Below are 25,890 nucleotides of genomic sequence, written 5' to 3'. Positions count from 1 at the left end.
GCCCTTGAAATGAAAAGGCGCCCTTCCGGGCGCCTTTTTTTACGTCGTCACCGTCGGCGCATCGCGCCCCGTACGCTGCCTGATCTGGGCCAGCTGCTCGGCAATCGCGATCAGCCCGGCCAGCGCCTGCTGGGTCGGAATGTCGTGCTGGGCAACATCGGCTTCATAGCGCTCCAGGTACAGCCGCAGGGTGGCGCCCTGGGTGCCGGTGCCGGACAGGCGCAGCACGATGCGCGAGCCGTCCGTCATGATGATGCGCAGGCCCTGCTTGTGCGAGACGGACCCGTCGACCGGGTCGGTATAGCTGAAGTCGTCGGCCAGGGCCACCGTGTACTCGCCCAGCTGTTGGCCCGGCAAGGCGGCCAGCTGGGTGCGCACGGCGTCCATCAGTCCGGCGGCGGCGGCGCTGTCGATATCCTCGTAGTCGTGGCGCGAATAGTAGTTGCGGCCATACGTGGCCCAGTGCGCGCGCACGATCTGTTCCACCGATTGCTGTTTCGCGGCCAGCAGGTTGAGCCAGAACAGCACGGCCCACAACCCGTCTTTTTCGCGCACATGGTTCGAGCCGGTGCCGTAGCTTTCTTCGCCACACAACGTGGCCATGCCGGCGTCGAGCAGGTTGCCGAAGAACTTCCAGCCGGTCGGCGTTTCAAAGCTGGGGATGCCCAGCGCGGCGGCCACACGGTCGGCCGCGCCCGAGGTCGGCATCGAACGGGCGATGCCCTTCAAGCCGGCGCGGTAGCCGGGCGCCACGGTGGCGTGCGCGGCCAGGATGGCCAGGCTGTCGGACGGCGTGACGTCGAAGCGCCGGCCGACGATCATGTTGCGGTCGCCATCGCCGTCCGAGGCGGCGCCAAAGTCGGGCGCGTCGTCCTGCGACATGCGTGCGATCAGTTCGTGTGCATTGACCGGATTCGGGTCCGGGTGGCCGCCGCCGAAGTCTTCCAGGGGCAGGCCATTGATGACGCTGCCCTTCGGTGCGCCCAGCATGCCTTCCAGGATGGCGGTGGCGTACGGGCCGGAGACGGCGTGCATGCCGTCAAAGCAGATGCGCAGGCCGCCCGCGAACAGGGCGCGGATGGCGTCGAAGTCGAACAGTTCCTGCATCAGTTCGGCGTAGTCCGCCACAGGATCGATGACTTCGACCACCATCTGCTCGATGCGCACTTCGCCCAGCGTATCGAGGTCGATGTCGGCCGCGTCGCTGATGCGGTATTCCGTGAGTTCTTTCGTGCGCGCAAAGATGGCGTCGGTGATTTTTTCGGGCGCCGGGCCGCCATTGGCGATGTTGTACTTGATACCGAAGTCACCGTCCGGGCCGCCCGGATTATGGCTGGCCGACAAAATCAGGCCGCCGCTGGCGCCGCGCTTGCGGATCACGCAGCTGACTGCCGGCGTCGACAGGATGCCGCCCTGGCCCAGCAGCACGCGCGCGTAGCCGTGCGCGGCCGCCATGCGCAGCACCGTCTGGATCGCGGTGCGGTTGTAATAGCGGCCATCGCCGCCCAGCACCAGGGTTTGCCCGTGGCAGTCGCCCAGGGTATCGAACACGCTCTGCACGAAATTTTCCAGGTATTTCGGTTCGCTGAATACGCCCACTTTCTTGCGCAGGCCCGAGGTGCCCGGCTGCTGGCCGGCGATCGGTGCCGTATTGATCAGTTGAATAGCCATCTTGCCTCCTTAATAACCGGTGATGGTAGCGCATGCGGAGAAGCTGGCAAAGCGTTGTACGCTTGCCACGGTGCGGCAATGCGCATAACTGGCCTCGCGTATCATCACACGATCCAATATAATGAGAATCATTCTCATATGCGGCGCACCGGGCTGCAGATTTTTTCATCGGATGCCGTGGTTGCTCGCTATTACCAAGAACTGCTCAATTTCTGCTGGCGCAGCCTGCGCAACCGCGAGCAGGCTGCCGACCTGGTGCAGGAAAGCTATGCGCGCGTACTCGGCGCGCAGGACAGGCATGCGCCGCACGAAGGGGATGAGCGCGAACCACGGGCGCTGCTGTATCGCACGGCGCGCAACCTGATCATCGACAATCACCGCCGCGCCAGCGTGCGCCAGCATGAGGAGCTCGAGACCTTGCCCGAAGGCGAACACCCGGCCGCGCCCCTGCATTTGCAACCGGAACAGGCGCTGGCGGACAGCCAGGACTGGCAAGCCTGCGTGGCCGCCATCGACGCCCTGCCGCCGCGCTGCCGCGAAGCGCTGGTGCTGCATCTGTTCGAGGAACTGCCGCAGGCGCAGATCGCCGCGCGCATGGGCATTTCCGTGAGCATGGTGGAAAAACATATCGCGCGCGGCCTGCTCAGTTGCCAGGCGCAATTGCAATCGCTGCGGGAATCCGCATAATGCCGTCCATGACCACGCCACCGCCCCGCCACGACTTCGGCCCTTCCGCCCAGGAGCAGGCGGAGTTGCGCGAGTACGAACGCTTTGCCGCCACGCAAGATCCGGTGGCGCTGGCGGCCGCCAGCTGGTTCAACCGGCGCGGCCAGCTCGATGCGCGGCAACAGGCCGCCTTCGATGCCTGGCTGGCCCAGGATGCCGGCCATGCGCGTGCGTATGCCGCGCTGCAGGACACGGCGCGGGCCATGCGCACCATCCCCGCCGACGTGGCCGCCCGCTGGACCACGCCAGCGGCCATGCCAGCCGTGCGCGCGCGCCGCCACTGGCTGCGCGCACTGCCTTATGCGGCGGCGGCCATGCTGGCGCTCGGCGTCGGCACGGGCGGTTACCACTGGTGGCAGCAGCAAGCCATTTTCAGCGCAAGCTATGCCACGCAGCGGGGCCAGCAGCTGGCCATCGACCTGCCTGACGGCAGCCGTTTGCAACTCGACACGGCCACGCGCGTTCAGGTTGCCCTGTACCGCCAGCGGCGCGAAGTGCAACTGTTGCAGGGTGCGGCCCTGTTCACGGTACAGGCCAGGCAAGGCCAGCCTTTCGACGTCGTCAGCGGCCCCTTGCGCGTCACGGTGGTAGGGACGCAGTTTTCGGTGCGCAATACCGTCGCCCATGACGGCCAGCTGGGCGTGGCCGTGCAGCATGGCCATGTGCGTGTGGCGGGCGCGCGGCAGGCCCGCGTGGACCTGGCGGCCGGCCAGGGCGTGACGGCCGATGCGGCCGGCAGGCTGTCGAGCGTGGCCAGCCTGCCCCCCGGCAGCGTGGCCGCCTGGCGCGAAGGCAGGATCACCTTCGACAATGTGCCGCTGGGCCAGGCCCTGGCCGAGTTCGATCGCTATGGCGACAGCGGACTGGTGATACGCGATCCGGCCGTCGCGCGCCTGCGCATAGGCGGCAGTTTTACCTTGCAACGCCTCGATGGCTTTGCCGGCGCCCTGCCCCAGTTGCTGCCGGTGACCCTGGTGCAACAGGGAAAAATACGCGAAATCCGCCTGGCTGAAAATAAATCAAAATAATTCGCATTCGCAGGTGAGGATTGCTACCGCTGCTGCGTATACCTCGTTAATCAGCACGCAATACTCATTAACCTGGAGAACGCAGCATGTGGCACCCGACTTTCACACTTTCCCTCAATCCCCTGCCATTCGCCCTGGCCGCCATGCTGGCGCTGGGCACCGCCAGCGTCGCACAGGCGCAGGCGCTGCCGACCGTCAGGCTGGCCATCGCCGTGCAGCCGCTGGGCCAGGCCCTGAATGAACTGGCGCGCCAGGCCGGCGTGCAGTTGCTGTTCGCGCCAGAACTGGTGGCCGGCAAGACGGCTCCCGCCATCGGCGGCGTCTACAGTCTGCAGGAGGGACTCGAGCGTTTGCTGGCCGGCAGCGGCCTGGTGGCCGCCATCGATGGCAATGCCGTCATCATCAAACCGGCGCCCGCCGTGTCGGGCAAGGTCGCCACCCTGGCCGAAATCACCGTCAGCGCCAGCGCGGATGCGGGTGCCGACAGCGAGCAGACAGCATCGTACAGGGCGCACGCGGTCAGCATCGGCAAGGGCCAGCAAACGCTGCGCGAAATTCCCCAGTCGGTATCGGTACTGACGCGCCAGCAATTGAACGACCAGAACCTGCTGAGCCTGGACGACGCCATGCGCGGCGTGACCGGCATCACGGTCGAAGCGAGCAGCACCGGCGGCAACCACGGCAATTTCTATTCGCGTGGCTACGCGCTCGACTCGGTGCAGGTCGATGGCGTGATGACGCCGGCCAGCACCGGCAACGACCTGTCGGCCGGCTTCGGCCTGGCCATCTATGACCGCGTGGAAGTATTGCGCGGGCCGGCCGGCCTGCTCCAGGGCGCCGGCGATCCGGGCGGCACCATCAACCTGGTGCGCAAACGCGCGCGCGACACCTTTGCCGCCAGCGGCGTGCTCAGCGCCGGCTCCTGGGACCGCTATTACGCGGAAGCCGACGTGACAGGGCCGTTGACGGCCGACGGCAGGGTGCGTGGCCGCCTGGTGGCCGCCCACGAGCACCGGCGCTCGTTTGTCGACCACGTGTACGCGGAAAAACCGCTGCTGTACGGCACCGTCGCCGTCGACCTGGCGCCGGGCACCGTGCTGACCGGCGGCATCACCTACCAGCAATACAAGGGCCGCCCCGCCTTCGGCCTGCCCGCCTACGAAGACGGCCGCCTGCTCGACGTGCCGCGCTCGACCTACCTCGATCCGGGCTGGAACCACATCACGGAAAAAGTCACCGAATACTTTGCCGAGCTAGACCATAAACTGGCCAATGGCGGCCAGTTCAAGCTCAGCGCCATGTATCGCGAGCAGGATGAACCGTCGCGCCACTTCGGCTGGTCCGACTGCTCGGCCGATCCCGTCACGGGCGACAGCTGCCTGGTCAGCTGGAGCTATCGCAGCCACTGGACCACGCAAGGCGCCGACGCCTACGTGGCCACGCCTTTCGACGCCTTTGGCCGCCGGCACGAACTGGTGGTGGGCGCGGACTACCGGCAAGTACACAAGAACTTCCAGTATGGCGGCGGCGACACGGCGCCGATCAATATCTTTAACCCGGACAACAATCTGCCGCAGCCCGCCTACGTTTTTTCAAACGGCAATGACAATCGCACGAAACAGCTGGGACTGTACGCACGCACGCGCCTGCAGGCCAGCGACAGGCTGGCCGTCAACCTGGGCGCGCGCGTGACCCACTGGGACAACCATACCGTCAACCGCAATGCCTATTTCAACCAGTTCACCGATGTCAGCAACAAGATCAACGCCAAGCTGACGCCCTATGCGGGGCTGGTCTATGAACTCGACAAACAGGTGTCGGCCTACGGCAGCTACACGCGCATCTTCTCGCCACAGTCGACCACGGATGCGGCCGGCCAGACGCTCAAGCCGCGCAAGGGCCAGCAATTCGAACTGGGCCTGAAAGCCGAACTGTTCGAGCGGCGCGCCAATGCGCATGCGGCCCTGTTTCGCATGGAAGATGAAAACCGCGTCATGCCCGATCCGGCCAATCCGCTGTTTTCCATCGGCGCCGGCAAGATGCGCAGCCAGGGCGTGGAAACGGAACTGAGCGGCAGTCCCCTGCCCGGCTGGGACCTGACGGCCGGCTATTCCTACACCAGCACGCGCACGCTGGAAGGCAGCGCCGACCAGAAGGCCCAGCTGTACACCTTTATCGCACCGCGCCATCATCTCAACCTGTGGAGCAAATACCGGCTGGCCGGCGCACTCGACAAGGTCAGCGTGGGTGGCGGGGTGCGCAGCGTCAGCAGCATGTACCGCCTGAACGGCCCGGTGAAATTCGAGCAGGCGCCGGTCACCACGGTCGCGCTGCAGGCCGGCTACCGCCTGGGCCCGAAACTCGATCTGTCGCTGACAGTCAACAACCTGTTCGACAAAAAATACTACCAGCGCGTATGGGCCGCCTATGGCTCCAACTTTTACGGCGAGCCGCGTAACGCGACCCTGACCCTGCGCGGCCAGCTCTGATCGCTGCAGGTCCCCCTGCTTGCCCCCTCGCGCAGCCGGATTTCTTCCGGCTGCCGTGTGCAATTGCCTCACTCCTCCCTTGCATGTCTCGCAACGCCACAATATAATAAGAATCGTTCTCATTACGATTTGTGTTTCAACAAGCGTTTCCGTCCCCATGCCGCATATCTTGCCTGGTACGCCAGGCAAGTACGCTGAACTTGCGTTACCAGTACTGATGCTGCTGGCCGCCACTCCTGCGGGACGGCGGCCGTTTTACGACAGCCATAACAACTACACCAAGGGATACACCATGACCATCACCTCCATCGCGCGTTTGTCCGTCCTCGCCACCGCCTTAGTCAGCGGCGCCCTGCTGTCCGGCGCGGCCGGTGCCCACCAGATCTGGCTGGAACAGAACGACAAGGCCGCCAGCGTGTACTTCGGCGAATTCGGCGACAACCTGCGCGAAGCGTCGCCGGGCCTGCTGGACAAATTCACCCTGAAAAACGTCACCTGGATTTCGGCTGGCACCAGGAAGCCGCTGCAGGCGAGCAAGACGGCCGGCGCCTTCGTGCTGAACGGTAAAGTGGCTCCTGGCGAAACCATCATCGCCGAAGAAAACAGCTATCCGGGCTGGGAAAGCAAGAAGGATGGCAAGGTGCTGTTCTCGATCTGGACCCCGGCCGCGCGCATTGTCGCCGACCACAGCGCCCAGGCGCCGGCCCTGACGCTGGACCTGCTGCCGACCGGCACGCCGGGCCAGTTCAAGGTGACCTACCAGGGCAAGCCGCTGCCGAAAGCCAAGGTCGGCGCCGTGGTGCAATCGGGCTGGATGCGCGAAGCCTACAGCGACGAGCAGGGCCTGGTCAGCTTCCCGCTGCCATGGCAGGGCGGCTATGTGCTGGAAGTGCACCATGAAGACAAGACCGGCGGCGAGCGCGACGGCAAGAAATATGACAACGCCAGCTACGTCACCACCCTGAGCCTGGTGCAGGCGCAAGGCGTGGCGCCATTGCCGGCACCGGCTCCCGTCGCACCAAGCAAAGACCACGGCTGATCATGCAAGCGCCCGCCACCACACCCAAACCGCCGCGCCTGCGGCTGTCCGCCGGGGCGATCTACCGCCTCGGCGTGGCCTCGCGCGGCGTGGCCGCCATCGTCGGCGGCTATGTGCTGGCGGCGCTGGTCACCATGCTGCTGTCGGTGACCCTGCCGATGGCGCGCTCGGAAGCCGTCATGACGGCGACCCTGCTGTCGTTCACCATCTACACCTGCGCCGTACTGTGGGTCTTCGCCACCGGCAGCGCCCTGCGCGCCTGGCTGGGCCTGTTGATACCGTGCGCCGTCCTCGCCGCCATCCTGCAAGCGATGGGCGCCCTGTCCTGGAGTCTCGCATGAAAGAAGGTTTCCGCCAGTCGATGGCATGGCTGCATACCTGGTCCGGCCTGCTGGTCTGCTGGGTGCTGCTGCTGGTATTTTGCGGCGGCACGGCCAGCTACTACCGCAACGAAATCACCTTGTGGATGCAGCCCGAACTGCACGCCGTGGCGGCCAATCCGGTCAGCAGCGAAGTCGCCGCCAGCGCCGCCCAGGCCGCGATGACCGACCGCGCGGCCGGCGCCACGCGCTGGTTCATCAGCCTGCCCGACGAGCGCACGCAGGCGACGCAGCTGGGCTGGAGCAAGCCGTCGAAACCGGGCGAAAAGAAGAAGGGACGGCGCGGCAACTTCCATAGCGAGAAGACCGATCCGGCCACCGGCGACGTGCTGTCCAAGCCGCGCGACACGCGCGGCGGCGAATTCCTGTACCGCCTGCATTTCGACCTGCACTACATGTCCGCCATCTGGGCCCGCTGGATCGTCGGCTTTTGCGCCATGTTCATGCTGGTCTCCATCATCAGCGGCGTCATTACCCACAAGCGCATCTTCAAGGACCTGTTCACCTTCCGTCCGAAAAAAGGCCAGCGCTCGTGGCTGGACGCGCACAATGTGACGGCCGTGCTGGCCCTGCCCTTCCACCTGATGATCACCTACACCGGCCTGGTCACCCTGATGTTCCTGTACATGCCGTCCGGCGCCACCGCCGCCTACAAAGGCGACCAGGACACCTTCTTTGCCGAAGCGTTTCCGCGCGCGCAAGAACGCAAGGCGGCCGGCGTGGCCGCGCCCCTGACGCCATTCGCGCCGCTGGTGCGCCAGGCCGAGCAGCAATGGGGCGGCAAGGTCGAACGCATCTCCGTCAACGCGCCCGGCGACGCCAATGCCGTCATTACCCTCAGCCGCTCGTCGGGGCGCGAGATGTCGACCCGCCAGCCGTCGATGGATTTCGATGGCGTGACCGGCAAGCTGCTGTCGTCGAACGGCGAGACGGTGCCTGGCGCGGCCGCCACCCAGGGCGTGATGATCGGCCTGCACGTGGCCCACTTCGGCGGGCCGCTGCTGCGCGCCCTGTTCTTCCTGTCCGGCCTGGCCGGCTGCGCCATGGTCGCCACCGGTGCCCTGCTGTGGGCCGTCAAGACGCGCCAGAAGCAGGCCAAGGCGCTGGCCGCCGGCAAGCGCGCCAGCTTCGGCCTGCGGCTGGTCGAGGCGCTCAATATCGGCGCCATCGCCGGCATCCCGATCGCCTTCGGCGCCTATTTCTGGGCCAACCGCCTGCTGCCGGTGGTGATGGAAGAGCGCCCGAAAGAAGAAATCGCCTGCTTCTTCGGCGCCTGGGCGCTGGCCGCCATCGTCGCGCAGCTGCGCCCGACGCGCGCCATGTGGCGCATCCAGCTGACGGCCGGCGCGATCCTGCTGGCCGGCCTGCCTGTCCTGAACGTGTTCACCACCCAGTCGCACCTGGGCGTGACCCTGTTCCTGGGCCGTGGCCCCGTGTCGGTGGCCGCTTTTGATCTGGTGGTGCTGGCGCTGGGCCTGCTGCTGGGCTACGCGGCGTACAAACTCAGGCCGCTGGCGGCGAAGGCAAAGAAAGCCGCGCCCGCCCCCGCTGCGCCGACCAACACCACGCTGCCGGGAGCCGCATGATGGAGATCCTGTCGAACTTCCTCGTCTTCGCCCTGTGCTACGCGGGCCTGTCCTGCCTGTGCCTGGCGATGGACCGCCACTACGCCGACCTGCATGGCCGCGGCGCGGAACCGCCGCCGCAGCTGCGCCGCCGCCTGCAGTGGGGCGGCGCTCTGGCGCTGGCCTTTGGCCTGGCGTGGGCCATGCATATCGCCGGCGCCGGCTACGGCACCGTGTTCTGGGTCGGCAGCCTGACCGGCTGCGGCCTGCTGCTGATCTGGCTGCTGCCCTACGCGCCGCACCAGGCGATGCGCCTGGCGCGCGTGACCGGCGTGGCGGCGGCGCTGGCGGCGGTGCTGCTGGCCGTGCTGTAATGCAACTGGAGCACTGCTACAGCGCCTACCACGGCTGGCTGGCGCACTGGCTGCAACGGCGCCTCGGCAACGCGTTTGACGCGGCCGACCTGATGCAGGACACATTTGCACGCCTGCTGGCCGGCGCGCCGGCCCAGCCGCAAACCCCGGCCCTGCGCGCGCCCAGGGCCTACCTGGCGACCATCGCCAAACACCTGCTGATCAACCATCTGCGGCGCCAGTCGCTGGAGCACGCGTGGCTGGCCACCCTCGCCGCCCTGCCCGAACAGCAGGTGCCGTCGGCGCAGCAGCAGGCAGAGATGCTGCAGGCGCTGCAAGCGGTCGACGCCATGCTCGACGCACTGAAACCGAAGGTACGCGCCGTCTTCATCATGGCGCAGATCGAGGGCCATGCCTATGCGGACATCGCCGCAACACTCGGTATCGGCGAACGCTCCGTCAAGCGCTACATGGCCGAGGCGCTGACCGAATGCGTGCTGCTGGCATGAATGCCACCGGCCTGCCCGCGCCATTGACGCCGCCGCTGTCCCGCAAGATCGCGCGCCAGGCCGTCGAATGGTTTCTGATCGAGCAGTCGGGCCAGGCCACGCCGGAAGATCTGGCGGCCAGCGCACGCTGGCGCGCACGCGACCCCGAACACCTGCGCGCCTGGCACAAGGTGCGGCAGGTCAGCGGCCAGCTGGAGCACGCATCGGCCCTGCTGCCAGCCAGCGTGGCCGCGCCCGTGCTGCGCCGTCCGCAGCGCCATCGGCCAGCGCCGCGAGCTGTCCCTGCCCGATGGCGGCCGGCTGGTGCTCAATACCGACAGCGCCGTCGATGTGAACTATACCGGGCACGAGCGCCTGCTGACGTTGCGGCGCGGCGAGCTGCTGGTGGAAACGCGGCCTGACCATGCGGGGAACCGTCCCTTTATCGTCGCCACCCGGCATGGCCGCATCCGCGCGCTCGGCACGCGCTTTATCGTGCGCCTTGATGACGACAGCAGCCGCGTGACGGTGCTGGAACATGCGGTACAGATCGCGCCGCGCGCGCCCTCGGCCACCGTGCGCCGGGTCGAGGCCGGCTGGCAAAGCCGCTTCGACGCCGACCACGCCAACCTGCCCGTGGCAGCAACGCCGCAGACGGGCGCCTGGACGCAGGGCATGCTGATGGCGCAAGACATGCGCCTGGACGCCTTTGCCGCCGAACTGGCGCGCTACCGCCCCGGCCTGCTGCGCGTCGAACCTGAGGTGGCAGGCCTGCGCCTGACGGGCGCCTTCCGTCTCGACGACACGGAGACGGTGCTGGACAGCCTGGCGCGCATGCTGCCGGTCGACGTGCTGTACCGCAGCCGCTACTGGGTCACGATTGCTCCCCACGCAAAATAATTGCGTTTTTTTGGCCCCTTTTTCACGCCTCGCCTGTCCTGTGGATGTCTGTCACTTAACTACACCGGAAAGGCTCTCTCATGCACCTGCATCCTCCGCACCCCACTCCCCTCGCACGCGCCGTTGGCGGCGCCCTGTTGCTGCTGTCGCTGGCGCATGCGCCGGCGATGGCCGCCGATACGACTGGCGCCGCCAGCGCCGCGCCAACGCATTACAGCGTGCCGGCCGGCGAGTTGTCCGCCGCGATCGCCGCCTTTGCCATCAACGCCAGGGTCAATGTGGGCGGCGCGGCCGAACTGCTGCAGGGCGTGCGCTCGCCGGGCCTGCAGGGCAGCTATACGGTGCCGCAGGCGCTGGCGCAACTGCTGGCCGGCACCGGACTCGAAGCGGTGCCCGGCGGCGCCAACAGCTATGTGCTGCGCAAAAGCGGCGCCGGTGCCAGTACCGGCGCGCCGATCGCCACCACCCTCGGCGAAGTGGCCGTCAGCTCCAGCGCCCTGCGCGACGGCACCACCGAGGGCAGGCGCAGCTACGCGGGCCTGACCAGCGCCACGCGATTGAACCTGTCGCTGCGCGAAACGCCGCAGGCCGTCAGCGTCATCACGCGCCAGCAGATCGAAGACCAGGGCCTGCGCACCTTGCAGGACGTGCTGGTGCAGTCGCCCGGCATCACGGTCGACCGCTCGTCGAGCACGCGGGAATACGACCAGGGATTCTCGCGCGGCTTCGAAGTGACGTCCTACATGGTCGACGGCATCCCGACCAGCAAGAACCTCGAAGCGCGCACCTATGACGCGGCCATCTACGACAGGGTCGAAATCATCCGCGGCGCCACCGGTTTGATCAGCGGCACGGGCAGCCCGTCCGCCGCCGTCAACCTGGTGCGCAAGCGCCCGGGCCGCACATTTGCCGCATCGGCCGGCGTGCAGGCCGGCTCGTGGGACCGCTACCGCATCGATGGCGACATCTCGAGTCCGCTGAACCAGGACGGCAGCGTGCGCGCCCGCCTGGTGGCGGCGCATGAAGACCAGCATTCCTTCATCGAGCGCTACCGCCAGAAAAAGGACGTGCTGTACGCGATCGTCGAAGCCGATTTGTCGCCGTCCACGGTGCTCAGCGCGGGCGTCAACTACCAGAAGGAAAAACTGGGTGGCGCGGGCCGCGAATTTCCCGTCTTTTACAGCGATGGCTCGCTGACCCATTTCAAGCGGTCGATGAACGGCACGGCGGCGTGGAGCACGTACGACCGCGAACAAAGCATGTTGTTCGCCACGCTCGACCATTATTTCGACAACGACTGGATCGCCAAGCTGGCCGTCAGCCGCAGCAGCAATCAATATGATGCGCTGCAGGGCTTTGCCGGCAACGGCTATGCGGACCGCGTCACGGGCGCCAACCTGAAACTGTGGCTGGCCAACTGGCACAGCAAGCCGCAGCAAACCTCGCTCGACGCCTATGTCAGCGGGCCGTTCCAGGCCTTCGGGCGCAAGCATGAACTGGTGTTCGGCGTGAGCAGCTCCGAACTCGAGACCAACAGCCCCATCTATCCGGGCTGGCGGCTGGACGGCTACGACTACAGCATCCCCGACATCAACGCATGGAATGGCGCCATGCCGGTGCCCGACTATCGCGGCACCCGCATGGGCACCTCGTACGACAAGGAGCGCGAGAGCGGCGTGTATTCCACCTTGCGCCTGCGCCCGACGGATGCGCTGTCCGTGATCCTCGGTGCGCGCCTGTCGTACTGGAAGCGCGATATCCGCAGCGATTACGATGCCGACACGGATCTCTACGACGCGATGCGCGAAAGCGGCAAGATCACGCCGTATGCGGGCCTGGTCTACGACCTGGGACGGCACTGGTCGGCCTACGCCAGCTACACCAGCATCTTCACGCCGCAAAGCCAGCGCGACATCAACAGCCGCTTCCTGCCGCCACTGGAAGGCAAGAACTACGAGGCCGGCATCAAGGGCGAATTCTTCAACGGCGCCCTGACCACCAGCACTTCGGTGTTCCAGCTGCGCCAGGAAAACCTGGCCGAAGCCGATCCGGGCAATATCTGGATCATCGGTACCGGCGGCGGCTCGTACGCCTATCACACGGTGAAGGGCGCCACCACCTGCGGCCTGGAGACGGAAGTGTCGGGCCAGCTGCGCCCGGACTGGCAACTGACGGCCAGCTATGCCTACAGCCGCATCCGCAACGCGGCCGGCGAGCGCATCCAGACCAGCCAGCCGCAGGCCATGGCCAAGCTGTGGACCACCTATCGCCTGTCGCAAGGCGTGCCAGGATTGATGCTGGGCGCCGGCGTGAACTGGCAGAGCGGCATCTACATGGACGACCGTGGCCCGAACGGCGAGCGCTTCACGCAGCCAGCCTACGCGGTGGCGGGCCTGATGGCGCAATACCAGTTCGACCCGCGCCTGGTGGCGACCGTCAATGTCAATAATGTGTTCGACAAGCGCTACTACTCGACCGGCATGGGCGGCTACTATGGCGACCCGCGCAACGCCATGCTGTCGCTGCGCTACAGGTTTTAACGGCACTCTTTGCCGGCACATCTGCTACGCTCACGGCTTGTCATTGACCGAGGCCCCAGCAGATGCGCCAGCAAATCCGGCAAGAAGTTGCCACCATCGTCCCGCTGGACGAACTCGAACGCGGCCAGCTTGCCGACACGCTGGCCTGGATCGATAGCGGCGCCGAGCTGTTCCGCCTGGCCAAGCCGGCCACCCCGCCGAAGCACCTGGTCGCCTACTTTGTCGTCGTCGATGAGGATCACGTGCTGCTGGTCGACCATCGCAATGCCCAATTGTGGCTGCCGCCCGGCGGCCATGTCGATCCCGGCGAGCATCCACGTACCACCGTGCTGCGCGAACTGGCCGAGGAACTGGGCCTGGCGCCCGCGCATCCCATCGCAGCACCGCTGATGCTGACCGTGACCACCACCGTGGGCCTGACCGCTGGCCACACCGATGTGTCGCTGTGGTATGTGCTGCATGCCGACCGCCGGCAGCAGATCATCCATGATGAAACAGAATTTTCGTCAATACGCTGGTTTGCCTTTGACGAGGTACCCTTCGAACGCGGCGAGCCGCACCTGCGGCGCTTCCTGGCCAAGCTGCGTCAGCAGGCGGCCGGGGCGGCGCGCGCCTTGAGCAGCGCCTCCACCCCATCCGGCGCCATCGCGCGCCCCAGGTGATAGCCGAAGGCGGCGTCGCAGCCCATGGCCGCCAGCAGTTCCAGCTGGCGCGCGTTTTCCACGCCGCCGGCGATCGCGCGCAGTTTCAGGGTGTGGGCCATCGCCACCATGGCGCGCACCATGGCGCCGTCATCGGCTGATTCGCCCAGTTCGTCGATAAAACACTTTTCAATCTTGACGGCGTCGACCGGAAAACGATGCAGGGAATGCAGCGGGCCGTCGCCGGTGCCGAAGTCGCTGATGCAGATCGTCATGCCCAGTTGGCGGAACTGGCGCAGGATCGCCTCGCCATCGTGGCTATGGTCGATCAGGGTGCCGGCGGCGATTTCCATTTCGATGCAATGGCCCGGCACGCCGGCCGCATCCAAAGCCGCGCCGACATTGCGCGCGATGTCGCGCTGGTAGAACTGGCGCGCCGACAGGCTGACGGTGACCGTCAGCCTGTGGTCCTGCGCGATCCAGCGTTTCGCCTGCTCGACGGCGGTGGCCAGCACCCAGGCGCCGACCGGCAGGATCAGCGCGCTCTCCTCCAGTACCGGTAGAAAGTCGAGCGGCATCATCAGCCCCAGTTCCGGGTGCTTCCAGCGCAGCAGCGCCTTCACGCCCGTGATGGCACCGGTCGCCAGGTCCATGCAAGGCTGGTACTGCAGCACGAATTCATTGCGCTCGAGCGCATGGCGCAGCGCCGTCTCCAGGATGGTGCGCGAATACGATTGCGTCTGCATGCGCGGCGCGTAGCGCAGGCAGGTACCGGACGCATGCCGCTTGGCCGCATACATGGCGAGATCCGCCTTTTCGATGAGCGCATCGACATCGTCGTCGTCGTCCGGATACAGCGCCACCCCCACGCTGGCGGCCACCGACAGGCTGTACTGGTCGATCACGAACGGCGCGGCGATGGCGGCGATGATTTTCTCGGCCACGCGCGTCGCATCATGCGGATCGTGCAGTTCGGTCAGCAGGACGATGAATTCGTCGCCGCCCTGGCGCGCCACCGTGTCGACCTTGCGCACGCACTGCTGCACCCGGCGCGCGAATTCCGCCAGCACCTGGTCGCCCACGTCATGGCCCAGGCTGTCGTTGATGGCCTTGAAGCGGTCGATATCGACGAACAGCACCGCCAGCAAGCTCTGGTGGCGGCGCGCATAGGCGATGCCGTGCTCGAAGCGGATCTGGAAGTGCAGGCGGTTCGGCAAGCCGGTCAGGCCGTCATGGTGGGCGATGAATTCCAGTTGCTGCTCGGCGCGGCGGCGCGCCGACACGTCGTGCAGCAGCAGCACCGCGCCGTCGTGCGCCAGCGGTGCGCAGCTGTAATGCACGTCGATGCGCTTGCCGTCGCTTTCGCGCAGCAGTACCGCGCCGCGCGCCACTTCCAGCATGGCCTGCTGCGCCACGCAATCGCGCACCTGCTGCGCCGCATCGATGGCGGCGCCGTCATGGAACAGCGGCAGCAGCTGCGACACGCTGGCACCCACCCCGTGCGCCGCCGGCAAGCCGCCCATCGCCAGTGCGCGCGCATTCAGGTAGCGCACCACGCCATGGCGGTCGGTGCCGATCACGGCCACCGGCAGCGCCTGCAGCAGCGCCAGCATGGGCGCCTGCGCCGCCAGCCGTGCCTCACCGTGCGCATGGCGGCCGCGCCACTGCCGCTCCCCCCAGCACTGCCCCGCCAGCAGCGCACCGAGCATGGCCAGCAGCAGGCACAGCGCCAGCAGCAGCGCCATCATGGATCACCAGCGGGACAAAAGAGTGGGCTCATGGCGTTCCTCGCAACGATACCGGCCAAAAAGATTCCGAGTGGAAATAGTATAAGAATCCCTCCCCACTTTTTTGCCTGATGGCGCCCCGCTTGATGGCGCTCAAGCGGCTGATGGCCCCCATGGTTGTTGTAAACGCCCAACAAGGTAGCGCAACATTCTCACCAAATTCCACAAAAAATTGCTGCAATGACAGTACCCACCTTAAAATGAGAATAATTCTCATTCTTGAGATGGTTCATCGCCGCGTTTCCACAGCTGGTCCAGGATACGGCGGCAGGGCCATGCCAGCCAGGCGCAGCACCACCCCAGCGACGCACACGACAGCGGCGGGCACAGGCCTGCTTTTCAGACAGCGATACGGGGAGTTCCAATGACAATCACTAACAAGCGCGCCATGCTGGCGCCGAAGATCATGGCCGTGGCCATCCTTGCCGCCTTAGCCGCACCAGTCCAGGCGCAGACGCAGGAACAGAGCCTGCCGGAAGTCCAGGTCAGCGCGCAGGCCGCAGCTGGCGCCACCACCGAAGGCAGCGGTTCCTACACCACCGGCAGCATGAATGCGGCCACGCGCCTGAACCTGTCCGTGCGCGAAACCCCGCAGTCGGTCAGCGTGGTCACGCGCCAGCAGATGGATGACATGAATATCCGCTCGGTGGAAGACATCGTCAATATCACGCCGGGCTTGACGCTGAACAAGGGCGCCACCGAACGCGCCAGCTTCTATTCGCGCGGTTTCGCCATCAGCAATTTCACCGAAGACGGACTGACCATGTCGGGCGACGGCGACACGCTCGGTTTCGCCACCCTGGCCATGTACGACCGCGTGGAAGTGCTGCGCGGCGCGGCCGGCATGCTCAATGGCGTGGGCAACCCGTCGGGCACCATGAATTTCGTGCGCAAGCGCCCGACGGCCGACAATGAAGTGTCGGTCACGGGCAGCGTCGGCCGCTACCACGACTACCGCGGCGAGGTCGATGCGCGCGGCGCGCTGAACGCCAACGGTTCCGTGCGCGGCCGCGCCGTGGCCGCCTACCAGGACGGCGACACCTTTATTTCGAACTACGGCCACAAGCGCGCCCTGCTGTACGCCACCGTTGACGCCGACATCACGCGCGACACCACCCTCGGCGTGGGCTTCCACGTCAACGACGAGCGCAATCCCGGCTCGACCTGGTATGGCTTGCCGACCGCGCTGGACGGCAGCTTCCTGCCGCTGGACCGCTCGGCCAGCAATGCGCCCGACTGGACTTTCTGGAACAAGAAGAACACGCGGCTGTTCGCCGAAGTGGAACACCGCCTGGCCAACGGCTGGAAGCTCAAGATTGCCGCCCAGGCGCTCGACGATGAACTCGATTCCATCGTCACCGGCGTGGCCCGCGTGCCGCGCACCAACCTGTTCCGCCTGAGCGCGGCCAACGCCTTTATCTATGACCGCCAGCAGCGCATCCTGGACGCGCAGGCGTCCGGGCCATTCAGCCTGCTGGGGCGCCGCCATGAAATCGTCTTCGGCGCCAACTACCGCACGCGCGACACGGAAGACAAGGGCTACAAATCGGTGCCCGATTACAGCTATGCCTTCGACCCTGTCAGCTGGAATACGGCGGCCCCCGTCAAGCCCGTGATCGGCACGTTCTACTACGGACAAAATACCGAAACCACCCAGAAAAGCGTCTACACGACGGCCCGCTTCAGCCTGACCGACCCGCTGGCCCTGCTGGTGGGCGGGCGCGTCGACTGGTATGAATACGGCGCCCTCAATCCCCTGACCCAGGTGCGCTCGGGCTACAAGGTCAGCCAGGAAGTAACGCCTTACGTGGGCCTGGTGTACGACTTCGACGCCCACCACTCGCTGTACGGCAGCTGGACCAGCATCTTCAATCCGCAAAGCGCGCTCGACAAGAATGGCGTGCTGCTCGACCCGGTCACGGGCACCAATATGGAAGCGGGCGTGAAAGGCGAGTACTTCGGCGGCGCGCTGAACGCCTCGGTCGCCGTGTTCCGCATCGTGCAGGAAAACCTGGCCACCTCGCTGCCGCTGGCGCAGTGCGGCCCGGGCCTGCTGTCGTGCTCGGAAGCGGCCGGCGAAGTGCGCAGCCAGGGCGTGGAACTGACCATCGCCGGCGCGATCACGCCACGCTGGCAGGTGAGCGCGGGCCTGACCTACAACACGGCCGAATACACCAAAGCCCAGGGCAGCAACCAGGCCGGTGCGCGCTATGCGGCCGAACGCCCGAGCCGTTTGTTGCGCCTGTCCACCAACTACCGCCTGCCGGGCGAATGGAGCGCCTGGCGCGTCGGTGCGGCGCTGCGCGCGCAGAACCAGATCTACAAGACCAACAGCGCCATCCGTCAGGGCGGCTATGCGATCGCCGACCTGAACGCGGGCTGGCAGGCCAGCAAGCAGCTGGACGTGCGCCTGAGCCTGACCAATCTGTTTGACCGCAGCTACTACCAGGCCATCAGCGGCATCGACAGCGGCAATGCGTTTGGCGAACCGCGCAGTGCCGTGCTGACGGCGAAATATACGTTTTAAGCGAGGACGTGGCGCGCGACCACGGGCATACCGACCGCTGCCGGCGCGTCCGGCGCCGCGTGCAGCTTGAAAATGCTGACGGCGTCGGCCAGGCTGGCAGCCTGCTGCTGCAAGGCGTCCGCTGCGGCGGCCGCCTGTTCCACCAGGGCGGCGTTCTGCTGCGTTACGCCATCCATCTGGCTGACGGCCATGCTGATCTGCTCGATGCCGTCGCGCTGCTCGACGCTGGCCAGCGCGATTTCGTCGATGATGGCGTTGACGCGCTGCACGCTGGTCACCACCTCGTCCATCGTCTGCCCGGCCTGGCCCGCCAATGCACTGCCCGCTTCCACCGTGCGCACCGAGTCGCCGATCAGCTGCTTGATCTCGCGCGCCGCTTCGGCGGAACGCTGCGCCAGGCTGCGCACTTCGGTGGCGACCACCGCAAAGCCGCGTCCCTGCTCGCCCGCGCGCGCCGCTTCCACCGCCGCATTCAGGGCCAGGATATTGGTCTGGAAGGCGATGCCGTCGATCACGCCGATAATGTCGACGATGCGCTTCGACGACGCATTGATGCTGCCCATGGTCTGCACCATCTGCGCCACCGCCGCACCGCCGCGCTGGGCCACGTCCGAGGCACTGCCGGCCATCTGGCGTGCCTGGTCGGCATTGTCATGATTCTGCCGCACGGTGGTGGTCAGCTCGATCATCGAGGCGGCCGTCTCTTCCAGCGAACTGGCTTGCTCCTCGGTGCGCGAAGACAGGTCCATATTACCTCTGGCAATTTCGCTGGAGGCCGTGGCAATCGCGTCGGTGCCGTCGCGCACGCGCCCGACAATGGCCGCCAGGTTGCCGCTCATGGCCTTCAAGGCACGCAGCAGGTCGCTGATTTCATTACGGCCGCCATCGGCCACCACCGCGCGCAGGTCGCCCTGCGCCACTTGCTGCGCAATGCCGACCGCCGCGGAAAGCGGACGCGTGATGCTGCGTATCAGCCACCAGACGGTGACGCTGCCGATCAGCAGGGTCAGCAACACCGTGGCCAGCATGGCGATGGTGGCGCTGCGGTGCGCGGCCTCGTCCTCTTCCTTCATCTGCGCCATCAGGCTGTGCGACTGCTTGCCGATGGTGGCGACGATGGCGTCGATCTGGCGCGTCGGCTCGCGGTCCTTGCCCTTGACCAGCGCATCGACAAGCTGCGCGCTGTCGGCGCGCGCGCCATCGTATTGCTGCAAGGCCGCCAGGTAGGCGACGCCCAGCGCATCATGCGCCTGCACGGCCTGTTCGACAGGCTGGGTGTCGAGCCGCAGGCCGGCCATCAGGGTGTGCAGCTGTTTCAGCTCCTTGCGCGTCTGCGCGCCGCTGACGACAAAGGCCTCGCGGTAGCGCCGGAAGGCAGCCGCGTCGCCGCCGCGCAGCAGGATGTTTTTCCATTCCTGCACCTGGATCTTGAATTCCACCTGCGCGCTGCGCGCCGTGTCGATGGCTTCCGTCAGGGCGACGGCCCGCTGCATGGCGTGTGCGCTGCGCGCGCTGGCCGCGTCGAGCGCGCTCCAGCCGCGCAGGCCGACGACGACCAGGGCGAGAAAGAAAAAGGCGCCCAGCAAGGCGAGGCGGGCGGATATTTTAAGATTGATGAATTGCATGGCATTCCTTTGTGTGACAGTGAAAAACTATCCAATTCTCACCGGACACAGAAATGATGCAGTGCACACAGCCAAAAACCAAGCAGGGTTTAATCGGCTTAAATATTTTCAGCGTAGAAACAACAAATTACATAACAAGGTTGACTGGATGGCCATGCTCTTCCGCTGCGACCATGACGATCCAGGCAAGCTTGCCAATCAGGACATCAAGGCAGCATGCGGCGCAACACGTCATCCTTGCGCACGCGGTGGTGATACAGGGCCGCCAGCACATGCAAGCCCACCACGCCCCAGGCCACCCACTTGCCCAGGAAGTGGTGCACGGCGTCCACCGGCGGCTCGAAACTTTCCCACGTCAGGCCGAAGATGGACGCCATCGCGTCGAACAGCGCGGTATCGCGAAACGACGGCACGGCAAACAGGCCGAAGTCCGTGTGCAGGCCGGTACCCGCGTAGCCGGTCAGCGGCAGCACGATCAGCAGGCCGTACAGCCCCCAGTGCGCGGCATGCGCCAGCCTGTGCTCCAGGGCGGAGCCGGGCGGGTCCAGCGGCTGCACGTCAAGCACCCGCCACGCAAGGCGCGGCAGCGCCAGCGCGCCCACCAGCAGGCCCAGCATCCAGTGCACGTTCAGCACCGGCAGCGTGCCGGGCGCTTCCTCGTCCAGGAACCAGATCACATAATAGACAACGAGATAGGCGCCGATAAAGGCGGCGGCGCTGGTCCAGTGAAAGAACTTGGCCAGCGCGCCAAACCGCTGGCGGTTATTTTTCCATTGCATGTGGGCGCTCCTGGGCGTTCGGAAGGTTGGCCTGGCGGACCAGCAGGCCGTTCAGCAGATGGTCGAGCGCGGCCTGCGATGCGGCCAGCCGCGCCGGCGGATCGCCATCGGCTTCGGCGATCCAGAAGGCCGCTTCGGTGACGGCGCCATACAGCATGCGCGCCGTCACGCCCGCATGCACGGGCCGCGCCACGCCGTCGTCGATCAGCCCTTGCAGGGCCGCCTCCAGCGCGGCGATGCCGAGCCGCTGGTGCGCCTGCTGCACGTCGCCGAACATGGCGCGCGCGTCCTGCAGGATGATGCGGCGCAGCTCGGGCACCAGCGCCAGCTCCAGGTAGCCCTGGCAGCGGCGCCGCAACGCTTCCCGGGTGGTGGGCGCGCTGTCGGCAATCGCCTGCAGGCGGGCGCCGACCTCGCCTTCGAGCTGGTCGATGACGGCCAGCAGCAGCTTTTCCTTGCTGCCGAAATGGTGGTACAGCGCGCCGCGGGTCAGGCCGGCGGCGGCCGTGAAATCGTCCATCGAGGTATGTGCATAGCCCTGTTCGGCAAAGGCAAGGCGCGCCGCGGCCAGCAGCCTGGCGCGGGTTTCCTCGATCATGGTGCTGCGGCGACGGCGCGGGCTTGCTACGGTGGATACGGTGGATACGGGCATGGGAATTCCTTTCACATACGCAGCGTATGTTATTCACATACGCCACGTATGTCAATATTGGAATGCCCTGCCGGGAGCGCCTCGGCTCCCTCTGGTCAGCGCGCCGCCGCCGTCGCGCCCGCAAACTCCTCGCGCAGCAGCGGATACAGGCGGCGGTAGCGGGCCAGGCGGTCGGCCAGCACGTTTGACGCCTGTGGCGCGATGGTTTCCTGTATTGCGGGACGGGTGCAGACCTCGGCGGGCGCGCGGCCGGTGACGGCCATCTGCGCCAGGCGCGCCGCGCCCATGGTGCCGCCGGCCACGCCATGGTCGTGGCGCAGCACGTTCAGGCCCGAGGCATTGGCGCACAGCTGCGCCCAGAAGCGGCTGCGCGAACCGCCGCCGACGAACGACGCTTCGCTCAAATGCGTGCCGGCGCTGCGCAGCGCCTCGTTGCCGTCGGCCATGGCAAACGCCACGCCTTCCATCGCCGCATATGCCAGGTCGGCGCGCCCGTGTTCGGTCGACAAGCCGAAAAACACGCCGCGCGCGGTGGCGTCGTTGTGCGGCGTGCGTTCGCCGCTCAGGTAAGGCAGGAAGATCGGCGCCTTGCGCGCGTCGACTTTTTCGGCCAGGCTGGCCAGCTCGCCGATATCGGACGATTGCGTCAGCTGCGCCACCCAGGACAGGCTCGACGCGGCGCTGAGGATCACGCTCATCTGGTGCCAGCGCTCGGGCAGGCAATGGCAGAAGGCATGCACGCCCTGGCCGGGATTCGGCGCATAGCCGTCGCTACCGGCAAACAGCACGCCCGAGGTGCCCAGCGACAGCAGGCCGGCGCCCGGCTCGACCACGCCCAGGCCGACGGCGGCGGCCGCATTGTCGCCGGCGCCGCCGGCCAATATCACCGGGTGGCTGATGCCCCATTCCTGGCACAGCGAAGCGCGCACCTGGGCGGCGGCGGCGCTGCCTTCGACCAGGCGCGGCATATGCTCGCGCGTGAGGCCGGTGGCGGCCAGCATGCGGTCGGACCAGTCGCGTTTGGCCACGTCCAGCCACAAGGTGCCGGACGCGTCGGACATGTCGGACACGCAGTCGCCCGTCAGCCGCAGCGCCACGTAATCCTTGGGCAGCAGCACGGTGGCGGTGGCGCGGAACAGCGCCGGCTCGTATTTTTGCAGCCACAGCAGCTTCGGTGCCGTAAACCCCGGCATGGCCTGGTTGCCCGTGATGGCGCGCGACTCGGGCACCAGCGCTTCGAGTTCCACGCATTCGGCAAACGAGCGCGTGTCGTTCCACAAAATGGCGGCGCGCAGCACGTGCTGCTGCTTGTCGAGCAGGGTCGCGCCATGCATCTGGCCCGACAGCGCAATGCCGCGCAGGCCCGAAAATGCCACCGGCTGGGCGGCACGGATGGCCGCGATCACGTCCAGCGTGGCGTGCCACCAGTCCTCGGGATTCTGCTCCGACCAGCCCGGATGGGGGCTGGCCACGCGCAGGGTCACGCCGCTGCTGGCCAGGATGGTTTGCGCGTCATCTGTGAGGATGGCCTTGACTTCGGAAGTGCCGATATCGATACCAAGATAAGTCATGTGATTCCAAAAAGTGATCTAGGGGCCGTCAGGCTGACGGGTCGGACATATTCATCAACAGGCAGGAGCGAAACTTCGATGGCGACATCTGCTTGTGCGCCAAAAACTGGCGGTTGAAATTGGACAGATTGTTAAAGCCGGTGCGGTAGCAGATATCGGTCACCTTCAGGTCGGTGTTCATCAGCAGCTCGCAGGCCAGCGCAATGCGTTCCTGGTTCACGTACTGGATGAACGAGGTGCCGGTGTGCTTGCGGAAGAAACGCGTGAACTTGAGCGTGTTCATTTCGGCCACGTCGGCCACGTCCTGCTCGCAAAAGTCCAGCGTGATGTTCTGCTTGATATACGCCAGCACCTGGTTGATGGTGGACGACATGTAGCGCCCCGCCTGCGCCATATAGGTGACGCTGGCCAGCGGACGGCGTTCGCGGCACTCGCACAGGGTGCCGAACAGGCGCGCGAACAGCTCGACCCGGCGCAGGCCCTGCGCCGTCGTCAGCTCCTGCATCAGCGGCACCAGGCGCAGGCCCAGCGCATCGGGAAACTGCAAGCCGCGCGACGCCTCGCCCATCAAGGACTTCAACGGCGCCAGCTCGGGAAACAGCAAGGTGCAGCGCTCGATGAAATCGCTGGAAAACTGCAGCACCAGGTCCCGCTCGGGCAGCACCATGCCTTCGGGCAATTCGCTGACCCAATTGTGCGGCAAATTGGGCCCGGTCAGTATCAGGTTGCCCGGCCCGTAGCTGCCGATATGGTCGCCGATAAAAAACTTGCCGGTCGAGGTGATGATGAAATGCAGCTCGTACTCGGGGTGAAAATGCCATTTGGCCACCGTGTGCGGAAAGCCGTGCGCCCACGCACGAAACGATTCGTACGATGGCTTGTAGATCACTTCCAGGTCTGGTGTCACGGCGTCTCCCCTGCACGGTCTCGATGGCGGTATTCTAACGGTTTGCCGCCAGCGCCAAGCCGTTTTCGGCGTCGAACAGGTGGATATGTTCTTCGTCAAACGCCAGCGCCAGCGACTGTCCGATTTGCGCCACGCTGTTGGCGGCATTGGCCGGCAGCAGCGCCGATAAAGTCAGCTCGCCGCACTGGAAACTGGTCAAAGCTTCCGCGCCCAGCAATTCCACCAGGTCGATGGTGCAGTCCAGGCCGTGGCTGGTGCTGCCCTCCTGCCGGTCCTGCGCGGTGGCGGTGCGCAAGTGGTTCGGGCGCAGGCCGAACACCACCTTCGTGCCGGCCACCAGCGAGGTAAAGCGGCTGGAGGTCAAGCGCCAGCGCCGGCCGGCGCACGCCAGCACCGGGTCAGTCCCTTCTTTTTCGATCACGCCATCGATGAAATTCATCGCCGGCGTGCCGATAAAGCCGGCCGCAAACAGGGTGCGCGGATGGTTGTAGAGTTCCGCCGGCGTGCCGATCTGCTCGATATGGCCGCCCTTCATCAGCACCACGCGGTCGGCCAGCGTCATCGCTTCGAGCTGGTCGTGGGTGACGTATAAAGTGGTGGTGCGCAGGCGCCGGTGCAATCGCTTGATATCGGCGCGCAGCTGCGCGCGCAGCTTGGCGTCCAGGTTCGACAGCGGTTCGTCGAACAGGAATACCTGCGGCGTCTTGATCATCGCGCGCGCGATCGCCGTGCGCTGCTGCTGGCCGCCCGACATGGCGCGCGGCTTGCGCTCCAGCAGCGTATCGAGGCTGAGGATGGCCGCCACCTCGCGCACGCGGCGATCGATCTCGTCGTTCGGCACCTTCAGGCGGCGCAGGCCGAAGGCGATATTGTCGTACACCGTCATGTGCGGGTACAGCGCGTAGTTCTGGAACACCATCGCCACGTTGCGCGCGCGCGCCGGCAGGTCGTTGACGACGGCGCCGGCGATATGCAGCTCGCCGCCGCTGATGTCTTCCAGGCCCGCGATCATGCGCAGCAGGGTCGATTTGCCGCAGCCCGAAGGCCCCAGCAGGACGATGAATTCGCCGTCGGCTATGTCCAGGTCGAACGGCTGCAGCACGGCCGTCTTGTGGTCATAGGTCTTGTACAGCTGCCTGCAGGCGATATTGGCCATATTATTGTCTCCGTGATGACTGGCTCAGGCCAGTTCTATCTGTATCTTGACGTCGCCGGGCAAGGCCTTGGCCGCCTCGTCGAAGGCCTGCACGCCGTCGGCAAAGCCGAAGGTGCGCGAGATGAAAGGCTTGACGTCGATCTTGCCCGAGCCGAGCAAGGCGATCGCGCGCGGGAAGATGTTCGCGTAGCGGAACACCGACTCGATGCGCACTTCCTTGGCCTGGATGGCGACAATGTCAAAAGGGACTTTATCGGGCGGCATGCCGACCAGCACCAGGCAGCCGTTGGGGCACAGCAGGTCGATGATGTTGTCGTAGGCGCGCATGCTGCCGCTGGCCTCGAAGACGATATCGGCGCCCCAGTCGCCGGTCAGCTCGCGCACCGTGTCCGCCAGGTTCACCTGGCGTATGTCGACCGTGGTGACGGCCGGATTGTCGGCAAACAGCGCCAGCTTTTCCGCCACCAGGTCGGCCAGGATCACGCGCGAGCAGCCGCCCGCCAGCGCCGCCAGCGCATTCATCGCGCCGATGGTGCCGGCGCCGATCACCACCGCCACGTCGCCCGGCTTGATGGCCGCCTTCTTGGCCGCCTGCAGGCCGATCGCCAATGGTTCGACGATGGCGCCTTCGCCGAAGCTGACGTTGTCGGGCAGCTTGAAGGTGAACGCGGCCGGATGCACCACGTAGGGCGTGAGGCAACCGTGGATGGGCGGCGTGGCCCAGAAGCGCACGGCAGGGTCCAGGTTGTACAGGCCGCGCATGGTGGCCGGCGAATCGAACTGCGGCACGCCCGGCTCCATGCAGACGCGGTCGCCCACCTTCAGGTGCGTCACTTCCGCCCCCACTTCGGCCACCACGCCCGACGCTTCATGGCCCAGCACCATCGGCGCTTCGACCGCGAACGGACCGATGCGGCCATGCTTGAAGTAGTGCACGTCGCTGCCGCAGATGCCGACCGTGTGGATCTTGATTTTCACGTCGCGCGGACCGACGGCGAGGGCAATGTCGATGTCGCGCAGGGTGATGGAATGCGCTTGTTCCAGTACGAGAGCTTGCATGATTGAA

At 66.2% G+C, this 25,890-nt stretch carries 21 protein-coding genes and 1 pseudogene; 13 read left to right on the top strand and 9 right to left on the bottom strand.

The window, feature by feature from the left end; all coding sequences use genetic code 11:
- Positions 1-39: 39 nt before the first annotated feature.
- Positions 40-1,671, bottom strand: coding sequence for an alpha-D-glucose phosphate-specific phosphoglucomutase (locus ACP7B7_RS19275; RefSeq protein WP_426077735.1), 1,632 nt, complete (start codon positions 1,669-1,671; stop codon positions 40-42).
- 177 nt (positions 1,672-1,848) lie between these two features.
- Between ACP7B7_RS19275 and ACP7B7_RS19270 the strand changes: the two genes are divergently transcribed.
- The 12 genes from ACP7B7_RS19270 to ACP7B7_RS19215 all read left to right on the top strand — a co-directional run bounded on the left by ACP7B7_RS19270 (position 1,849) and on the right by ACP7B7_RS19215 (position 13,841).
- Positions 1,849-2,358 (top strand): RNA polymerase sigma factor, encoded by a 510-nt coding sequence (locus ACP7B7_RS19270; RefSeq protein ID WP_308924766.1) that lies wholly within the window; start codon positions 1,849-1,851, stop codon positions 2,356-2,358.
- Positions 2,358-3,425: a FecR family protein gene (locus ACP7B7_RS19265; RefSeq protein ID WP_426077734.1), complete on the top strand. Its 1,068-nt coding sequence runs from the start codon at positions 2,358-2,360 to the stop codon at positions 3,423-3,425. Before ACP7B7_RS19270 ends, ACP7B7_RS19265 begins: the two co-directional genes overlap by 1 nt.
- An 86-nt stretch (positions 3,426-3,511) precedes the next feature.
- Entirely contained in the window at positions 3,512-5,914 is a 2,403-nt protein-coding gene (locus tag ACP7B7_RS19260) for a TonB-dependent siderophore receptor (protein WP_426077733.1), read from the top strand.
- A gap of 292 nt (positions 5,915-6,206) precedes the next feature.
- Positions 6,207-6,953, top strand: coding sequence for a DUF4198 domain-containing protein (locus ACP7B7_RS19255; protein WP_426077732.1), 747 nt, complete (start codon positions 6,207-6,209; stop codon positions 6,951-6,953).
- 2 nt (positions 6,954-6,955) lie between these two features.
- The gene (locus ACP7B7_RS19250; protein WP_426077731.1) at positions 6,956-7,294 is read left to right on the top strand and encodes a DUF3649 domain-containing protein; all 339 of its coding nucleotides are present in this window, start codon (positions 6,956-6,958) and stop codon (positions 7,292-7,294) included.
- Positions 7,291-8,919, top strand: coding sequence for a PepSY-associated TM helix domain-containing protein (locus ACP7B7_RS19245; protein WP_426077730.1), 1,629 nt, complete (start codon positions 7,291-7,293; stop codon positions 8,917-8,919). Before ACP7B7_RS19250 ends, ACP7B7_RS19245 begins: the two co-directional genes overlap by 4 nt.
- Positions 8,916-9,272 (top strand): DUF3325 domain-containing protein, encoded by a 357-nt coding sequence (locus tag ACP7B7_RS19240; RefSeq protein WP_308924760.1) that lies wholly within the window; start codon positions 8,916-8,918, stop codon positions 9,270-9,272. Before ACP7B7_RS19245 ends, ACP7B7_RS19240 begins: the two co-directional genes overlap by 4 nt.
- Positions 9,272-9,760, top strand: coding sequence for a sigma-70 family RNA polymerase sigma factor (locus tag ACP7B7_RS19235; protein WP_308924759.1), 489 nt, complete (start codon positions 9,272-9,274; stop codon positions 9,758-9,760). Before ACP7B7_RS19240 ends, ACP7B7_RS19235 begins: the two co-directional genes overlap by 1 nt.
- A complete protein-coding gene (locus ACP7B7_RS19230) occupies positions 9,742-10,161 on the top strand; it encodes a DUF4880 domain-containing protein (RefSeq protein ID WP_426077729.1) in 420 nt (139 codons plus the stop codon). The genes ACP7B7_RS19235 and ACP7B7_RS19230 overlap by 19 nt, the downstream gene beginning before the upstream one ends.
- A complete protein-coding gene (locus ACP7B7_RS19225; protein WP_308924758.1) occupies positions 10,064-10,639 on the top strand; it encodes a FecR domain-containing protein in 576 nt (191 codons plus the stop codon). Before ACP7B7_RS19230 ends, ACP7B7_RS19225 begins: the two co-directional genes overlap by 98 nt.
- Positions 10,640-10,719: 80 nt before the next feature.
- Positions 10,720-13,179 (top strand): TonB-dependent siderophore receptor, encoded by a 2,460-nt coding sequence (locus ACP7B7_RS19220; protein ID WP_426077728.1) that lies wholly within the window; start codon positions 10,720-10,722, stop codon positions 13,177-13,179.
- Between the two features lie 62 nt (positions 13,180-13,241).
- Entirely contained in the window at positions 13,242-13,841 is a 600-nt protein-coding gene (locus tag ACP7B7_RS19215; RefSeq protein ID WP_426077727.1) for an NUDIX hydrolase, read from the top strand.
- Here the strand turns inward: ACP7B7_RS19215 and ACP7B7_RS19210 are convergent.
- Entirely contained in the window at positions 13,766-15,568 is a 1,803-nt protein-coding gene (locus tag ACP7B7_RS19210) for a putative bifunctional diguanylate cyclase/phosphodiesterase (RefSeq protein WP_426077726.1), read from the bottom strand. The genes ACP7B7_RS19215 and ACP7B7_RS19210 overlap by 76 nt on opposite strands.
- Positions 15,569-15,971: 403 nt before the next feature.
- Here ACP7B7_RS19210 and ACP7B7_RS19205 point away from each other — a divergent pair, with 403 nt between their 5' ends.
- Entirely contained in the window at positions 15,972-18,134 is a 2,163-nt protein-coding gene (locus ACP7B7_RS19205) for a TonB-dependent siderophore receptor (protein WP_426077725.1), read from the top strand.
- Here the strand turns inward: ACP7B7_RS19205 and ACP7B7_RS19200 are convergent.
- The 7 genes and pseudogenes from ACP7B7_RS19200 to ACP7B7_RS19170 form a co-directional block, all read right to left on the bottom strand.
- The gene (locus ACP7B7_RS19200; protein WP_426077724.1) at positions 18,131-19,759 is read right to left on the bottom strand and encodes a methyl-accepting chemotaxis protein; all 1,629 of its coding nucleotides are present in this window, start codon (positions 19,757-19,759) and stop codon (positions 18,131-18,133) included. The genes ACP7B7_RS19205 and ACP7B7_RS19200 overlap by 4 nt on opposite strands.
- A 206-nt stretch (positions 19,760-19,965) precedes the next feature.
- Positions 19,966-20,538 carry a cytochrome b gene (locus tag ACP7B7_RS19195; protein WP_308924753.1) on the bottom strand — a complete coding sequence of 191 codons (573 nt, stop codon included), beginning with the start codon at positions 20,536-20,538 and terminating at the stop codon, positions 19,966-19,968.
- Positions 20,522-21,190 (bottom strand): TetR/AcrR family transcriptional regulator, encoded by a 669-nt coding sequence (locus tag ACP7B7_RS19190; RefSeq protein WP_308924752.1) that lies wholly within the window; start codon positions 21,188-21,190, stop codon positions 20,522-20,524. The genes ACP7B7_RS19195 and ACP7B7_RS19190 overlap by 17 nt, the downstream gene beginning before the upstream one ends.
- A 95-nt stretch (positions 21,191-21,285) precedes the next feature.
- Complete coding sequence (gene xylB, locus ACP7B7_RS19185; protein WP_308924751.1) at positions 21,286-22,761, bottom strand: xylulokinase; 1,476 nt, start codon at positions 22,759-22,761, stop codon at positions 21,286-21,288.
- A gap of 28 nt (positions 22,762-22,789) precedes the next feature.
- A complete protein-coding gene (locus tag ACP7B7_RS19180; protein WP_308924750.1) occupies positions 22,790-23,668 on the bottom strand; it encodes an AraC family transcriptional regulator in 879 nt (292 codons plus the stop codon).
- A gap of 58 nt (positions 23,669-23,726) precedes the next feature.
- Positions 23,727-24,824, bottom strand: a pseudogene (locus tag ACP7B7_RS19175) (ABC transporter ATP-binding protein); the annotation flags it as partial.
- A gap of 24 nt (positions 24,825-24,848) precedes the next feature.
- A complete protein-coding gene (locus ACP7B7_RS19170) occupies positions 24,849-25,883 on the bottom strand; it encodes an NAD(P)-dependent alcohol dehydrogenase (RefSeq protein WP_308924749.1) in 1,035 nt (344 codons plus the stop codon).
- Between the last annotated feature and the right edge of the window lie 7 nt (positions 25,884-25,890).

Origin of the sequence: Janthinobacterium sp. PSPC3-1 (assembly GCF_049896105.1) — a bacterium.
Classification (GTDB): Bacteria; Pseudomonadota; Gammaproteobacteria; order Burkholderiales; family Burkholderiaceae_D; genus Janthinobacterium.
This window is presented reverse-complemented; position numbering and strand designations above follow the sequence as displayed.

Excerpts from the sequence above, each read along its gene's own strand:
- ACP7B7_RS19275 (WP_426077735.1), bottom strand. The coding sequence starts at position 1,671 with ATGGCTATTCAACTGATCAATACGGCACCGATCGCCGGCCAGCAGCCG.
- ACP7B7_RS19230 (WP_426077729.1), top strand. The coding sequence starts at position 9,742 with ATGCGTGCTGCTGGCATGAATGCCACCGGCCTGCCCGCGCCATTGACG.
- ACP7B7_RS19170 (WP_308924749.1), bottom strand. The coding sequence starts at position 25,883 with ATGCAAGCTCTCGTACTGGAACAAGCGCATTCCATCACCCTGCGCGAC.
- ACP7B7_RS19235 (WP_308924759.1), top strand. The coding sequence starts at position 9,272 with ATGCAACTGGAGCACTGCTACAGCGCCTACCACGGCTGGCTGGCGCAC.
- ACP7B7_RS19255 (WP_426077732.1), top strand. The coding sequence starts at position 6,207 with ATGACCATCACCTCCATCGCGCGTTTGTCCGTCCTCGCCACCGCCTTA.
- ACP7B7_RS19195 (WP_308924753.1), bottom strand. The coding sequence starts at position 20,538 with ATGCAATGGAAAAATAACCGCCAGCGGTTTGGCGCGCTGGCCAAGTTC.
- ACP7B7_RS19220 (WP_426077728.1), top strand. The coding sequence starts at position 10,720 with ATGCACCTGCATCCTCCGCACCCCACTCCCCTCGCACGCGCCGTTGGC.
- ACP7B7_RS19260 (WP_426077733.1), top strand. The coding sequence starts at position 3,512 with ATGTGGCACCCGACTTTCACACTTTCCCTCAATCCCCTGCCATTCGCC.
- ACP7B7_RS19215 (WP_426077727.1), top strand. The coding sequence starts at position 13,242 with ATGCGCCAGCAAATCCGGCAAGAAGTTGCCACCATCGTCCCGCTGGAC.
- ACP7B7_RS19245 (WP_426077730.1), top strand. The coding sequence starts at position 7,291 with ATGAAAGAAGGTTTCCGCCAGTCGATGGCATGGCTGCATACCTGGTCC.
- ACP7B7_RS19210 (WP_426077726.1), bottom strand. The coding sequence starts at position 15,568 with ATGATGGCGCTGCTGCTGGCGCTGTGCCTGCTGCTGGCCATGCTCGGT.
- ACP7B7_RS19200 (WP_426077724.1), bottom strand. The coding sequence starts at position 19,759 with ATGCAATTCATCAATCTTAAAATATCCGCCCGCCTCGCCTTGCTGGGC.
- ACP7B7_RS19190 (WP_308924752.1), bottom strand. The coding sequence starts at position 21,190 with ATGCCCGTATCCACCGTATCCACCGTAGCAAGCCCGCGCCGTCGCCGC.
- ACP7B7_RS19240 (WP_308924760.1), top strand. The coding sequence starts at position 8,916 with ATGATGGAGATCCTGTCGAACTTCCTCGTCTTCGCCCTGTGCTACGCG.
- ACP7B7_RS19205 (WP_426077725.1), top strand. The coding sequence starts at position 15,972 with ATGACAATCACTAACAAGCGCGCCATGCTGGCGCCGAAGATCATGGCC.
- ACP7B7_RS19250 (WP_426077731.1), top strand. The coding sequence starts at position 6,956 with ATGCAAGCGCCCGCCACCACACCCAAACCGCCGCGCCTGCGGCTGTCC.
- xylB (WP_308924751.1), bottom strand. The coding sequence starts at position 22,761 with ATGACTTATCTTGGTATCGATATCGGCACTTCCGAAGTCAAGGCCATC.
- ACP7B7_RS19265 (WP_426077734.1), top strand. The coding sequence starts at position 2,358 with ATGCCGTCCATGACCACGCCACCGCCCCGCCACGACTTCGGCCCTTCC.